This window comes from Alistipes dispar (assembly GCF_006542685.1).
In the GTDB taxonomy this organism is placed as follows: domain Bacteria; phylum Bacteroidota; class Bacteroidia; order Bacteroidales; family Rikenellaceae; genus Alistipes; species Alistipes dispar.
The window spans coordinates 318,249-331,713 of record NZ_AP019736.1 but is presented as its reverse complement, the minus strand read 5'-3'; the positions used below and the strand labels follow the sequence as shown (position 1 = coordinate 331,713).

General features: G+C 51.5%; 13 protein-coding genes. 7 read left to right on the top strand and 6 right to left on the bottom strand.

Annotated features, from left to right (window positions below; all coding sequences use genetic code 11):
- The first annotated feature begins 9 nt into the window (after window positions 1–9).
- Together FME97_RS01660 and FME97_RS01655 are read left to right on the top strand one after the other, a co-directional pair.
- Window positions 10–1,389, top strand: a complete 1,380-nt coding sequence (locus FME97_RS01660) for a toll/interleukin-1 receptor domain-containing protein (protein WP_141427619.1) — start codon at window positions 10–12, stop codon at window positions 1,387–1,389.
- Entirely contained in the window at window positions 1,382–2,893 is a 1,512-nt protein-coding gene (locus tag FME97_RS01655; protein WP_032135203.1) for an argonaute/piwi family protein, read from the top strand. Before FME97_RS01660 ends, FME97_RS01655 begins: the two co-directional genes overlap by 8 nt.
- Before the next feature lie 159 nt (window positions 2,894–3,052).
- Here FME97_RS01655 and FME97_RS01650 read toward each other — a convergent pair whose 3' ends face one another.
- The gene (locus FME97_RS01650) at window positions 3,053–3,349 is read right to left on the bottom strand and encodes a hypothetical protein (RefSeq protein WP_081918694.1); all 297 of its coding nucleotides are present in this window, start codon (window positions 3,347–3,349) and stop codon (window positions 3,053–3,055) included.
- Between the two features lie 144 nt (window positions 3,350–3,493).
- Between FME97_RS01650 and FME97_RS01645 the strand changes: the two genes are divergently transcribed.
- A complete protein-coding gene (locus tag FME97_RS01645) occupies window positions 3,494–3,781 on the top strand; it encodes a hypothetical protein (RefSeq protein WP_032135204.1) in 288 nt (95 codons plus the stop codon).
- Window positions 3,782–3,802: 21 nt separating this feature from the next.
- Here the strand turns inward: FME97_RS01645 and FME97_RS01640 are convergent, their stop codons facing one another.
- The gene (locus tag FME97_RS01640; protein WP_032135205.1) at window positions 3,803–4,141 is read right to left on the bottom strand and encodes a hypothetical protein; all 339 of its coding nucleotides are present in this window, start codon (window positions 4,139–4,141) and stop codon (window positions 3,803–3,805) included.
- A 106-nt stretch (window positions 4,142–4,247) separates the two neighbouring features.
- Window positions 4,248–4,988 carry a hypothetical protein gene (locus FME97_RS12450; RefSeq protein WP_179954821.1) on the bottom strand — a complete coding sequence of 247 codons (741 nt, stop codon included), beginning with the start codon at window positions 4,986–4,988 and terminating at the stop codon, window positions 4,248–4,250.
- 212 nt (window positions 4,989–5,200) lie between these two features.
- Between FME97_RS12450 and FME97_RS01630 the strand changes: the two genes are divergently transcribed.
- The gene (locus FME97_RS01630; protein WP_032135252.1) at window positions 5,201–5,473 is read left to right on the top strand and encodes a helix-turn-helix domain-containing protein; all 273 of its coding nucleotides are present in this window, start codon (window positions 5,201–5,203) and stop codon (window positions 5,471–5,473) included.
- A 15-nt stretch (window positions 5,474–5,488) separates the two neighbouring features.
- A complete protein-coding gene (locus tag FME97_RS01625) occupies window positions 5,489–5,797 on the top strand; it encodes a helix-turn-helix domain-containing protein (RefSeq protein ID WP_032135206.1) in 309 nt (102 codons plus the stop codon).
- Between the two features lie 127 nt (window positions 5,798–5,924).
- Here the strand turns inward: FME97_RS01625 and FME97_RS01620 are convergent, their stop codons facing one another.
- The 3 genes from FME97_RS01620 to FME97_RS01610 are packed head-to-tail and all read right to left on the bottom strand — an operon-like array spanning window position 5,925 to window position 8,904.
- A complete protein-coding gene (locus tag FME97_RS01620; protein WP_032135207.1) occupies window positions 5,925–6,293 on the bottom strand; it encodes a hypothetical protein in 369 nt (122 codons plus the stop codon).
- A 51-nt stretch (window positions 6,294–6,344) separates the two neighbouring features.
- Window positions 6,345–7,655 (bottom strand): site-specific integrase, encoded by a 1,311-nt coding sequence (locus tag FME97_RS01615; protein WP_032135208.1) that lies wholly within the window; start codon window positions 7,653–7,655, stop codon window positions 6,345–6,347.
- Window positions 7,656–7,680: 25 nt separating this feature from the next.
- Window positions 7,681–8,904, bottom strand: coding sequence for a site-specific integrase (locus FME97_RS01610; protein WP_032135209.1), 1,224 nt, complete (start codon window positions 8,902–8,904; stop codon window positions 7,681–7,683).
- A gap of 421 nt (window positions 8,905–9,325) precedes the next feature.
- Between FME97_RS01610 and FME97_RS01605 the strand changes: the two genes are divergently transcribed.
- Both FME97_RS01605 and FME97_RS01600 read left to right on the top strand, forming a co-directional pair.
- Window positions 9,326–10,864 (top strand): family 43 glycosylhydrolase, encoded by a 1,539-nt coding sequence (locus FME97_RS01605; protein ID WP_141427617.1) that lies wholly within the window; start codon window positions 9,326–9,328, stop codon window positions 10,862–10,864.
- Between the two features lie 42 nt (window positions 10,865–10,906).
- Entirely contained in the window at window positions 10,907–13,447 is a 2,541-nt protein-coding gene (locus FME97_RS01600; RefSeq protein ID WP_141427615.1) for a beta-N-acetylglucosaminidase domain-containing protein, read from the top strand.
- Window positions 13,448–13,465: the final 18 nt, after the last annotated feature.

The window sequence follows — 13,465 nt, the reverse complement described above, 5'->3', positions numbered from 1 at the left end:
AGATAGGTTATGAGAGATACGATATTTATAAGTCATGCAACCCCGGCAGATAACGATTTTTCCATCTGGATTGCTTCCCGATTGGAGATGTTAGGATATAAGGTTTGGATAGATAAAGAAGGGTTACTGGGTGGAGAGCGTTTTTGGGCAACCATTCAAAAAGCCCTGGATCGTTCGATAAAAGTTTTGTTCGTTTATTCAAAAAATATTGTAACGACAGAAGGTATACTTCGGCAAGGAATTGAAAATGAGTTGGAATACGCAAAGAGTATTGCTGCACAAGATGGATTGCAGGATTTTATCATACCATTACATATCGACAATTCCAGCTATCATTTAGTAATAGGACAACCTAATATTAACCATATTCCATTTAATAATAATTGGGCTGATGGATTAAAGCAACTGCTAAAAAAACTGGAGAAAGACAATGTTCCTTCTAATTTCGGCAATCAGAAGTCTTCATTTTCAGAATGGTATGAAAATGAGTATATTTCTAACTGCTCAATTATACCCCACGAAGAGCGATATTATACTTCATGGTGGTCGATAGCTGAAATGCCGAATAGGTTCTATATGTATCAATTTGCCAATACCGCTCAAGCTAAAGCCATCAGAGACCTGAATAAAGAAATTCCGATTAGTTTATTATCCAATTGTATTTCTTCGTTTGATGGAAATTTGAATTTTTCCGTTCAAAGAGATAATGAAATGATTGAAGTTAGGCCAGAACACACGTTTGCATTTTCTCTAACAGATATTTTAGATGGGTTCATGTCTGAGAAGTTTCCTCAACATAGAGATGTCGAGAATCATTTCAAGAGGCTGATGTATTGTGTAATTGCCAATCTATTCAGACGTGCTGGCTTATGGAAGCATGAAATGTCGAATAAGAGATTTGCTTATTTTCTCCCGAAATATGATAAAATTACGAAAGTAAAATTTATCTATCCTGAAAGTACAAGGAAAAAGGCAAAAGCTCTATTAGGAGAAATGCGAGGAGTGGGATTTTGGCATTATGGAGTCTCTATTCAACCGACACTATGCCCGTTTATTGGGTTTTCTCTTAAATCACATATTCTGTTTACATCGGACGGCGCTCAATTGATAGATGATGAAAAAAAGCAGCACTCTTTCAGAAGGAAAAAAGGAAAGTACCTTTTTAATAAAGAATGGAGAGATTTATTGCTCGCATTTATTCAGCGTCTAAAAAATAAAGAGGGAGAAATAAGCATTCAGGTAACGACGCCGGGAAAGCAAGTCAAGCTGAAAGAATGGCCGGAAATGCTTATAAGTGAAATAGGATACATAGATCCAGACACCGAAATGAGCATTGATAAAATAGAAGATTATTACGAAGATTTAACGGCAGAGGAAACAAATGATTGAACCTACTCTCAAATACATCAGTGAGCCATCATTGACATTCGGTAGTGGCCAAACAGCAATTGACCCCCGGGATGGTTTAATGCTTTTTGGTCCCTTTGATCATAAAAGGATTAAAGGTGTTAGAAATATCGGTATCATCGGTTCGGCTAACTTAAGGAGAAAAATGATTGATTATCTGAAAAGGATACATGGTCCTATTGTTAATGGGGATTTATCCATTGCCCGACCAAATTTCCCGGGATTAGAATCTACCTTCGGCATATCGATCAATTTTGATAACATTATTCAACTTGATATTAAGCAAAAGGATATTGATGAATACCTAAAATACACGGATTCTCATCAACGAGTTCATAATTTAGTGAATCTATATGTCCAGCCGTTAATACGGTATACCGAGCATGAAGAGATGCCTGTGGATGTTTGGTTTGTCGTAATACCAGAGGATATTTATAAATTCGGCAGACCAAATTCGAAAATTCCGAAATCGGAAGATAATATTAACATTGGGCTTAAGAAAAATGAACGGAATTCGACCCAATTGGATATGTTTTTCCAAGAGGAAAAAGATACCCTTCGAGAAGCGTATGAGTTTGAAGTCAATTTTCACAATCAGCTAAAAGCCAAAATATTATCTGCAAAAATCGTCACTCAGATAATTCGGGAAAGTAAAATAGCCTATGAGAATCTGTTAACCGATAAGCAAATTGAGGAAGAAAAAAAATTTGATACAGCTAAAGCATGGAACATATCTAATACCCTCTATTATAAATTAGGAGGTCTTCCGTGGAAACTTGGAGAGATTAGAGATGGAGTTTGTTATTTGGGATTAGTATATAAGAAAACAGAAAGCGATACAAAGAACAAAAATGCTTGTTGTGCAGCTCAGATGTTTCTTGATTCAGGCGATGGAATGGTTTTTAGAGGGAATGTGGGGCCATGGTGGAATCCTACTACCGGAGAATTTCATCTTTCACAGCAAGATGCTTTTGAGGTAGTCTCTCAATCTTTAGAAGCATACTATAGTCGCTTTGCATGTTATCCCAATGAAATTTTCATTCATGCAAAAACATTTTTTGATGATCCTGAATGGGCTGGGTTTGAAGAAGCTGTCGAGGGAAAATCCAGAATCATCGGAGTGAGAATACGGGAGAATAGTGCTTTTAAGCTATATCGGCAATATTCGTATTGCGTTCCCCGAGGAATGATGTTGCAATACGATGATCGAAAAGCCTTCCTTTGGACAAAGGGGTTTATTCCCCGATTCAAAACTCAAATTGGATTGGAAATCCCTAATCCCATTGATGTAGCCGTAACCAGAGGAGAAGCTGATATTGAAGTCGTTTGTAAAGACATATTAAGTTTGACAAAACTAAACTATAATGCTTGTATATATGGGGATGGCGTTCCTGTCACATTGAAGTTCGCTGATTCTATCGGCGAAATCCTCACCGCTGGAAAAGATATCAAAACAGGAGTATTGCCGTTCAAACATTATATTTAGTATTAGCTTTTTTGCGCGAACCGGATGAAGAACAACAAAAAATGCACAATATTTATCTGAAGTGAGTATTTACGACAATACCCTAAATGAGCTTGTCTGATTTATTATAACTGATTAAACAGTAACGGGAATAACCTTGATAGCTATTCCCGTTATTTCTTACTCATCTTCCAACTTCTCCATCATATGTTGGCAGTAATTACAATAGCCACCATTATCAAGAGCTTCAAGCATTTCGCACCAAGGAATATCACATGCACAACGTTCACAACTCTCAACGGTATTTGTGTCTATCATATAGTCAAATACTTTTCTTTGTTTAGGAGACAGAGCATCATATCCTTTGTCTATCACTAATTTTGTAATGCCTGATTGCATTAAATCCAATCTGCCTGATTCAATGAGTTGTTCTAAGTACCCGTTAAAATCTTCTTCATTAAAACGTATGCTATCCATAATTCTGATTATTTAGTGTTATACCGCAAAATTAGAATAAGTTTTTCATCTGAGCAATAGAATAAATGCTTTAATAATGCTACTATAAATCATTTAGTTATAAGCCCAAAGTTTTCAGATATAAAATAAGGAAAATTTGTAAATATGAACAAGACAATTATTTCAATTGAAGTACAAGATCACGGTAGTAAAGAAGCCACTATCATTGTCAGAGGAGAACGGAACAATCAGATTATGTTTGAAGAGCAATTCGAGTATAAGGACGAAGAAAAGCATTCTTTGCGCTTACACTTACTTTCAAAAAGGTTTCATCGCAAGTTTCCTCAATTAGGTGATAGCTTAGGCATTCTTTGTATCCGTAAACTTTTCAATGATATAACGATACGGAGTAAAATGAAAGTCAATCCCGATTATAGAATAATTGATAAATAAGACGTTATGGAAACAAAAAACTTACACTTGAAATTGCAGAAAATAGGCTAATAGAAATAGCTCGATCCGGAACATCTCGCTGCCGTAAGCATCCTCTCCGGCCAGCCCCATGCCGATCCGCAAACGGTCGTTGAAACGGCCGGACGATACGATATACCAATCATAAGCACGGCATAATAGTTCGATGTCGCAGTCGTCGGTGCAGAGAAAGTAAAAGTTACTCTCCTCGTCCCGGACTAAAAGGAACTCGCCGCCGACCTGCATCATATCCTTTTCGATGTCGAAATAGTTCCCGAGCGGCATCGGGTAATCGGCATCTGCTATCTCGCCGGGTACTCCGAAGCTGAAATTGGTAATCATAGAGCGATGTTTATGTTGTCATTGTTAAAGTTTTCAACGGTTTGCATCATCAAATTAACAAGCTAAGATTTGGCACTGAATTGTTAGTATTCCTAAATAAAAGCAGTTAAGGTTCAATTCGCAGGGTGATAGTCCCGTTTTTAGCTTCACTCAGGAATGTATCGTATAATTGCCGCCATTGCATACAATGTTCTTGAAAGATAGCATTACGCTGGCTTTCAGTCATACCGGATTCGTTCATAAACGTAGTGTAGCACACATATACGGTATCTACTTTATCCTTATGCCTGTCACCGTCCTCACTTATCATACCCTCTGCTTTCATGTAGGTAAAACAGATCCCGTCCCTGATACGAAAGGCATACTTTCCATATTCTCCGTATTTTTCATGGTTGCGGTTGATGCCCTCATTTTGCTGGAGGGGCATGACGGTAGTATTCCGGGAAAAATATCTTACAGCTACTTCATTAGCACTCAGCGATTCGTCTTTTAAGAAACGCTCCCTGTATCGTTGAAAAAAATGGGATGTATAGGCACTGATTTGCCTGACGCCTACCATTTTGCTATCCGGGGTGTGCTTATACCCGCTTGCACCCCATTGAACGACAAACCGATGTTTGTCTGCATAAACAATACAGAAAGAGCCGACTTCGGGATATTCTGCACGGGTCCTGGTTTCTGCATAAAAATAAATGATATACTGATTGTTGGTTGCCGGAATCTTATATTCATAAAGTTCCCACGCAGGAAAACGGCTTGTTTTACGAAATGCTTTAATCGCTTTGGGCCGTAGGTATTCTTGCTTGATGTCTACTTTGTATTTGTCAGCGGCGAGATGGTCGTACATCTCCCTATATGTCATCGAAGTCAGAAGCATAATCAAATATAACTGTTTCAGCCACTCAAATTTCGCATATTTTCCTCGCTTTTACAAATTCAAAGCGGCGACGCCAACCGTGGCATATAGCGACGTCAACCCTTACATCTGCGTCGGCAAAAGGCTCGGACGTGTATTCCATAAAGTATTTTTGGGTTCCGGGAAAGCTAAACATTGTAATTATGGAGATGATAATGATCGAAAAACGGGTCTATGACTCTATGGTGGCCAAACTCGAAACGCTGGCCGGAAGGATCGAGGCTCTGAATGCAAAACAGCAAAAACGCTTAGGACGTTGGCTCGACAATGAGGAGGTCTGCGAGATGCTGTGCATCGCCAAAAGGACGCTTCAGGCATATCGTGAAAAACGGCTCATTCCCTACACGCAAGTCGGACATAAAATCTACTATAAGCCGCAAGACGTAGAGGCATTGTTGAAACAATCGAAAAAGTAAACGAAGAAATAAACTATGAGAAATAATATTGTGCAGGGCTCGGACAGTAGCGAGACCGAAGTGTTCGACCTGATAAAGCGTATCGAAAAGGGGCTGGAAAAATTCGGTACGAACCATCGCCTGATTCTGGGCGGCGAGTCGTATCTGACGGACAAGGAAATTTCGGAGCGGCTGAAAGTCCACCGCCGGACGTTGCAGGAATACCGCAGCTCGGGGAAACTCCCTTATTACATGATATGCGGGAAAGTGCTGTACCGGGAGTCGGAGATCGAAAAGTTACTCCGGGATTCGTATAACGGAACGGATGATAAGGCGTTGCTGTAACACCGGAACGAGAAGAAGGGCTGTCTGACAAATTCCCGAGATTGAAGATCGCCCCTGTCAGGATGAATTCCGACAGGGGCGAAAACGTTAGAATCAAGGTGGTTAGACAGATTTTTTCTTTCCGAGGTCAGTTCACTACCGTCCGTTCCTCCTGCGAGACCTTCAGCACGACCATCCGGGAATGGGGGCGGCGGATCAGCCACCGCCGGAACGCCGCGCTCTGGGGCGTGTCCACCCGAAAGGCCAACGCCGAGATCATTTCCAGATTATACAGTTCTGCATGTGCCGTCGGAAGATTCGAGGTTTCCGACATACGCAGTGCGCCGTGCTTGTAGATCGCCCGTATATTGCTCGTAATCGCCGGGACGAACACCTCGAACATACGGGCAATCTCGGATGGGGTCAGCCACACATCGCCGTCGGCACCGGGGGTTACGGTTACGGTATTGTACTCGATCGTTATCGTTCCTGTCGCTTTTTCTCCTGTCGTTGCCATATTGTTTGGATATTATTAGTTGGATAATTATACGAATATTTTTCTTTTCCGTCAAGCGAACGCCGCTTTTTCTCTGTCGGACCGGGCCCGTTTCTTTTTCATAACGCTCACATCCTCTTCGCATAAGACTATTTTCCGGTCTTTCGTCCTCATTTTAAGCCCTTTCATATCTTCACCCACCTTTTTGTCGGTCACTTTGGCGTAAATCTGAGTCGTGGTGATGCTCTTGTGTCCCATCATACGGCTCACGGTTTCGATAGGCACGCCCATCGAGAGGGTAATATGTGTCCCGAAATTATGCCGGGCCTTATGGAAGGTCATATCGAAACCATATGCTTGTCCCAGTTTTCGCGTAAGTATGATAAGATGCTTCCGGCTGTAAAGGTTGAAAATCTTGTCGCTTCGACGTTCAGACCGGTATTTCTCGATGATCCGCAACGGAACCTCCAGCAACCGGACTGCCGAGGGCGTATCTGTTTTTTTGCGCCGTATATGAAGCCACCACGTTCCGTCAGCGGCCTGCGTGATGTCCTTATCCGAGAGCCGGTTCAGGTCGGAGTAGGACAAGCCCGTGAAGGTGGAGAAGAGGAACCAGTCCCGCACCCGCTGAAGATTGGGTTTGTCGATGGGCGTTTCCATCAGCTTTTTGAGGTCTTCGAGTTTGAGGTGGCGGCTCTTGCGTTCGGGCAGCTCCGGGTGCAGCCTGCCGTAAGGGTCGCGGCGGAGCGTACCTTGGCTGACAGCCCGTTTGGTCATTTTCTTCAGGCGGTACAGGTGTTCGTGCACCGTCTTTTGCATCATATCGCACTCCGTTCGCAGAAAGAGGTCGAAGTCGTCGTAGAACGTTTTGTCGAGACTTCGGAGCGTGACGTCTTCCTGCCCGCATTTCTGTTGTACGAACGCAGCCAAGTGGTTGTAGGAGTTTTCGTAGCTGGCATAGGTCTCTTTCGTCCGATCTACGCCGACCCGTTTGTAAAACTCTGCATTGTGTTCCCGGAACAGGGCCAGCAGCGTGAGCGGCTTCTGTCCGACGCCTTTTACGGCGTTCTTCACCAGTTCCGCCGTGACGAAGCCGAGGTCGTTGCGAATCCTCCGATAGTGGGCCCCGATCTGTTCGGTCAGCAGGTCGATGGCCCGGTTTACCTTGCGGGCATTGGCACTCCGGCCGTCCGCGCGTCCTGTTTCCGGATTCCACAGCGACGGTTCGATGGCGGTTTTGATACCTATATGAGCCGATTCGGCGTCGATGCTGACTTTGCACAAGAGCTGGCAGGTGCCGTCCTTGCGGACTTTAGTTCGATTGATATAGAACAGTACGGCAAACGTACTGCGGCGTTTTATCTCCTTATTGTTCGTTTCCATGATGATTCGGATTTGAAAAAGGTGATTACAGAGCTATCGAAAACCGCTCGGCGAGCTTCTTGTCGAGGTTTTGCGTATCCGCGCCGATTTTGTCATCGGTTACTTTGGCATAAATCTGTGTCGTGTCGATACGTGTGTGGCCCAGCATCTTACTGACCGTTTCCAGCGGAACGCCCTGCGAAAGCGTGATTTCGGTGGCGTAGGTATGCCGTCCGCAGTGGAAAACGAGCCGCTTTTCGATACCGCAGATCGAGGCGATACGTTTCAGAGCCCGGTTGAGTGTAGTGTTGCCGTACATAGGAAGTAATTTCCCTTCCGGCGCGATACCCCTGTATTTGTCGAGAATACGGAGGGGAATATCGAGCAGCGGCAGTTCGTAGTCGATCTTCGTCTTCTTGCGCGTGGTTTTGATCCACACCTCGCCGTCCTCGGCAATTTCCAGATCGTCTTCGCTCAGGCGGCACATATCCCCGTAAGGAATGCCCGTATAACACGAGAATAGGAACAGGTCGCGGGTTTGGTAGAGCGTCGGGTGATGGAGCGGCGTGGTCATCAGCCGGTGCAATTCGTCGGCAGTGAGGTATTTCTGCACCCTTTCGGGGCGCTTCGGTTCGTACCCGGCGAACGGGTCGGCCGTGATGATACCCTCCGCCACCGCCTCGCCGACGATCGTGTTCAGCTTTGTGGTCAGCAGGACGATAGTTCCCGGCGCGATGCGGCGTTCCGTCCGAAGGTAGAGGTCGTACCTGTCGATGAACGACCGGTCGAGGGCAGCAAAGGGAATATCCGAGAGTTTATACTGTGTTTGCAGGAAAGCGGAGACGCAATTACGGGCATAGCGATAGGATCTGAGCGTGTCTTTCTCGCGGTTTACACCCACGCGCTTCTCGAAATGTTCGATAAACGTTTGAAAATAACCAAGCAGGGTTGTTTGTCCGGAAGCCTTGCCCAGCAACAGATCCCGTACCTCTTCGGCGGTCACGACCTCCCGTATCGCAGACTGTTCCTTGTAGATGGCCAGTGCCGAGGCACGCAGTTCGTCCAACTTCCGGTTGATCTCCCGCGTAGCAGCGCTCTTTCCCGTGGCGCGGCCCGATTCCCACGACGATACGGGAACCGACATCTTGGCACTGAAAGCCGCCTCGGAATGGTTGCCGACGGTCAACCGTGCCATGACAGGACAACAACCATCGGCATTCGTTTCGCTCTTTTTAAGGTAGAACGCGACCCTTACATCCATTTGTTCCATAACTCTATCTATCTAATTGCAAAATTAGTTGATATAGAGCTATTTGAAGCTATGAAAAATATAGCAGAACAGCGAAACAGAACCCCGGATCGAATAAACGCGGCTGTATTTTCCCGATAATCGAAAAAAACGGTTATCTTTACAGTGCGAATACCGAAGATACAAGCGTTTTTTGCGGTAGCAAACGGTTCGACAGGGTGTTTTTCAGCGAATTTTTCCGGGCCGAAAAAGGCAACGGATAAGTAGCAATCGCCCTTCTTAACCTCTCACAATCCTACTTTTTGATGAGTCGGACAGACAGAGAGATAGACCGCTTGACTTTCTTTAGTGTCAGTCACTTATCTTAATCTATCCGATTCTTTCGTTTTTACGCGAGTTCTTCGTATATTTGTCCGGAGAAAAAACGCTAAGACCGACTTTTATGCAAAAACTACTGTTCGCATTCGCTGCCGCGTGCGGCTGTCTGAGCGCCGCCGCCCAGCCGGGAACCTTTTCCAATCCGGTGATTCCGGGCGACCTGCCCGATCCCAGCGTCATCCGCGTCGGCGAGACCTACTATGCCTGCGGAACCTCTTCGGAGTGGGCGCCTTTCTATCCGCTCTTCACTTCGCGCGACCTGGTGAACTGGACGCAGGCGGGCCACCTGTTCGAAGAGCAGCCCGAGTGGACCCGCTCGTCGTTCTGGGCCCCGGAGCTGTTCCACCGCGACGGGCGGACCTACGCCTATTATACGGCCCGCCGCAAGAGCGACGGCACGTCGTATATCGGCGTGGCCACGGCCGACCGTCCCGAAGGCCCCTACACGGACCACGGTCCGGTCGTCGCGCTGGGCACCGAGGCCATCGACGCCTTCGTGCTGGAGGACGAAGGGAAACTCTACATCTCGTGGAAGGCCTACGGCCTCGACCGGAGGCCGATCGAACTGCTGGCCTGCCGCCTTTCGGACGACGGCCTGCGGCTCGAGGGCGAGCCGTTCAGCCTGCTGCGCGACGATGCGCGGCGGGGGCTGGAGGGCCAGCACTGGATGAAACTCGGCGATTACTACTACCTGATCTATGCCGTGAACGGCTGCTGCGGCCCCGGAAGCGACTATGCCGTTTCGGTGGCGCGGTCGAAAAACCTCCGCGGACCGTACGAGAAATACGCCGGGAATCCGGTCCTGCACGGCGGCGAAGGGGTGCAGTCCTGTGGCCACGGCACGGTGGTCACCACGCCCGACGGCCGCATGTTCTTCCTCTGCCATGCCTATCTTTCGGGCGAGAACTTCTTCCTCGGGCGTCAGCCGATCCTCTCCCGCATCGAGCTGGGCGAGGACGGATGGTTGCATTTCGAGGGCGGCGAAACGGCCCTCCTGTGGCGTCCGCTGCCGCTGCCCGGCACGGCACAGGAGCCGGTGAAGGACTTCGCGGACGACTTCTCCTCGCCGTGCATCCGTCCCGAGTGGTCGTGGAACTATCCCTATGCCGTGCCGGACGTCGAGCAGGCCGACGGGCGGCTCTGCCTGAGCGGCCGTGCGAAGGAGGGCGTGCATACGGGCGTGGCCTTCTGCCTGCGCGCCCTGACGACGGACTACACGCTGGAGACGGCGTGCCTCGCGCGTCCTGCGGGATGGAGCGGCCTGACGCTCTATGGCGACGACAGGAACCTGCTGGTCTGGGGACTGCAAGACGGACGGCTGGCCGTACGCCTCGTCCGCGACGGACGGGAGGAACTGCTCGGCGGGCCTCTCGCCGTTCCGGACGATGCCCCCGTCTACCTGCGTATGGAGGTGCGGGGCGGCGGCCCCGCGGCCTTCGCGTACAGCCTCGACGGCAACTCGTGGCAGCAGGCCGGAACGCGGCCCGTGGAGCCGGGCGAACTGCTGCAATGGGACCGCGTCGCCCGTCCGGGGCTTTATTACGAAGGTCCCGAGACGTCGTTCGCCGAATTCGAATACGTCCGGATGAACCGGGTCCGGTAAACGACCGGGTAACGAGACGAGAACTCAAATTACTTTTCAACGATGACCAGAACCAGATTTGCTTTGTTGGCCGCCGGGTTGCTCCTCTGCGGCCCGCTGTCGGGGCAGGAGACCGATTTCGACCTCGCCGCGCAGCGTTCCGAGTCGCAGGACGTGCGACCCGTGCCGGGACACGCCGTCGATCACGGCGGCCTGCCCCTCAATCCTGTGCCCCATAGCCTCGTCCGCGGCGAGGGGCGTCTCGACGTGTCGGGCGGCGTCCGCCTGCGGGGCGAGGGGACGCGTTTCGCCGCCGACCTGGGCTTCCTGCCCCTCGCGCGGAAAGGGGTGGCGCTTTCCGTCGAGTTCGGTGCGAAAGCGGCTGCCCGGTGCGGCGTGAAACCCCTGTCGGGAGCCTATGCGCTCCGGATCGACGGCTCGGGCATCGCCCTGACGGGCTACGACGAGCGGGGCGCCTTCTATGCCGTACAGACCCTCCGGCAGATCGCCGAAAGTCCGGCCGCGGCCGGCGGGCTGCCCTTCGTGGAGATCGCGGACTATCCCGACCTGCCCACGCGGGGTGTCGTCGAGGGCTTCTACGGCACGCCGTGGCCGCATGCCGTGCGGCTGTCGCTCATCGACTTCTACGGACGTTTCAAGATGAACAGCTACCTCTACGGCCCGAAAGACGACCCCTACCATAGCAGTCCCGACTGGCGGTTGCCGTATCCCGAATCGGAGGCGCGGCAGATCCGCGAGCTGGTCGAGGCGTGCCGGCGCAACTACGTCGATTTCGTCTGGGCGATCCACCCCGGGCAGGACATTCGCTGGAACGAGGAGGACTACCGCAACCTGGTGCGGAAGTTCGAATGGATGTACGACCTCGGCGTGCGCGCCTTCGCCATCTTCTTCGACGACATTTCGGGCGACGGCACGGACCCCGGGCGGCAGACCGAGCTGCTGAACCGCCTCGATGCCGATTTCGTCCGCGCCAAGGGCGATGTCGCACCGCTCGTGGTCTGCCCGACGGACTATTCGCGGCTTTGGGCGAATCCCACGCCGCAGGGCAGTCTGGCCATCTACGGGCGGACGCTCGACCCCTCGGTGCGGGTCTTCTGGACGGGCGACGTCGTGTGCAGCGACCTCACGCCCGAGACGCTCGCGTGGGTCGATTCGCGTATCGGCCGTCCGGCATTCTACTGGTGGAACTATCCGGTGACGGACTATGCGCGCCATATCCTGATGCAGGGTCCGGTCTATGGGTTGGACACGACGCTTACGACCGACGACCTGTGCGGCTTCGTCAGCAACCCGATGGAACACGGCGAGGCGTCGAAGCTGGCGCTCTACGGCGTGGCCGACTACACGTGGAACACGGCGGCCTACAATCCGATCGACAACTGGGAGCGGGGGCTCGCGGAGCTGGTTCCCGAGGCGCGCGAGGCGTACCGCACCTTCGCCATCCATTCGTGCGACACGGAGACGGGCTACCGCCGCGACGAGTCGTGGGAGACCGAGACGTTCCGCATCGCCGACTACACCCCCGGGCAGGCCGCGGCCCTGCGGGAGGAGTTCGAGCGGGTGGTTGCGGCGCCCGGCGTGCTGGAGGAGCGCTGCGCCAACCGGGAGCTGCTGGCCGAGCTGCGGCCGTGGCTCGCGGAGTTCCGCAAGCTGGGCGAACGGGGGCTCCGGACGCTCGATCTCATCGCATGTTACGAGACGGGCGACGACGCGGCGTTCTGGTGCGGCTACGTCCGCAACCGGATGAGCGCCGCCGACCGCAGTGCCTACGAGGCCCACAAGTCCGGCACGATGAAGCTCCAGCCCTTCTACGAGCAGGCGATGGACGACATGGCCGCGGGCTTCTTCACGCGCCTGACGGGCGACCGGCCCGCTTCGGCCCGCGGCATCGGGTCCTTCCCGACCCTCGCCACGACGCAGAGCCGCCTGATGCTCGACCACGACCCCGGGACTTTCTACACTTCGGGCCGTGCGCAGCAGGCCGGCGACTGGATCGGCGTCGATCTGGGAACCCTGCGCGAGGTTTCCGAGGTGACGATCCTTCAGGGCCGGAACTCGACCGACGACGTGGATTACTTCGACCATGCGCGGCTCGAATACTCGGCCGACGGACGGACGTGGCATCCGCTGCTCGACGACCTGCGGCGGCAGTACGTCATCGAATGGTGCGGCGAACCCGTCGGAGCGCGCTACGTGCGGCTGCTGCGCCTCGACTCGCCCAGGACCAACTGGGCGGCCGTGCGCTCGTTCGAGGTCAATCCCGTGCGCGCCGAACGGCTCGGGTTCCGTGTCGAGGCCGCGGATGCGGAGCGGGCGCTCTATGCCTTCGACCGCGATCCCGGCACGTCGTTCCGCAGCGACGGACGCCTTGCGTTCGAGGTTCCCGACGGCGTGCGGGAGTATGTGCTGTTGCTGGACCTGCCCGGAGAGGGCGGACTCCGCGTGCGGCAGTTTGCCGCCGACGGCAGCGTGCTCTCCGAGATGGCGGTCGGCGAACCCTTCTTCCGCCTCGCCCTGGCGGACGGTGCGGCCTCGGTGGCCCTCGAAGGTCCGGCCGAGGTTTTCGAGATCATCGCCCGGTGAGCCTCTGCCTCCCGGAAC

Excerpts from the sequence above, each read along its gene's own strand:
- FME97_RS01625 (WP_032135206.1), top strand. The coding sequence starts at position 5,489 with ATGAGAAATAATATTGTGCAGGGCTCGGACAGTAGCGAGACCGAAGTG.
- FME97_RS01640 (WP_032135205.1), bottom strand. The coding sequence starts at position 4,141 with ATGATTACCAATTTCAGCTTCGGAGTACCCGGCGAGATAGCAGATGCC.
- FME97_RS01630 (WP_032135252.1), top strand. The coding sequence starts at position 5,201 with ATGGAGATGATAATGATCGAAAAACGGGTCTATGACTCTATGGTGGCC.
- FME97_RS12450 (WP_179954821.1), bottom strand. The coding sequence starts at position 4,988 with ATGTACGACCATCTCGCCGCTGACAAATACAAAGTAGACATCAAGCAA.
- FME97_RS01605 (WP_141427617.1), top strand. The coding sequence starts at position 9,326 with ATGCAAAAACTACTGTTCGCATTCGCTGCCGCGTGCGGCTGTCTGAGC.
- FME97_RS01655 (WP_032135203.1), top strand. The coding sequence starts at position 1,382 with ATGATTGAACCTACTCTCAAATACATCAGTGAGCCATCATTGACATTC.
- FME97_RS01645 (WP_032135204.1), top strand. The coding sequence starts at position 3,494 with ATGAACAAGACAATTATTTCAATTGAAGTACAAGATCACGGTAGTAAA.
- FME97_RS01660 (WP_141427619.1), top strand. The coding sequence starts at position 10 with ATGAGAGATACGATATTTATAAGTCATGCAACCCCGGCAGATAACGAT.
- FME97_RS01615 (WP_032135208.1), bottom strand. The coding sequence starts at position 7,655 with ATGGAAACGAACAATAAGGAGATAAAACGCCGCAGTACGTTTGCCGTA.
- FME97_RS01610 (WP_032135209.1), bottom strand. The coding sequence starts at position 8,904 with ATGGAACAAATGGATGTAAGGGTCGCGTTCTACCTTAAAAAGAGCGAA.
- FME97_RS01650 (WP_081918694.1), bottom strand. The coding sequence starts at position 3,349 with ATGGATAGCATACGTTTTAATGAAGAAGATTTTAACGGGTACTTAGAA.
- FME97_RS01620 (WP_032135207.1), bottom strand. The coding sequence starts at position 6,293 with ATGGCAACGACAGGAGAAAAAGCGACAGGAACGATAACGATCGAGTAC.
- FME97_RS01600 (WP_141427615.1), top strand. The coding sequence starts at position 10,907 with ATGACCAGAACCAGATTTGCTTTGTTGGCCGCCGGGTTGCTCCTCTGC.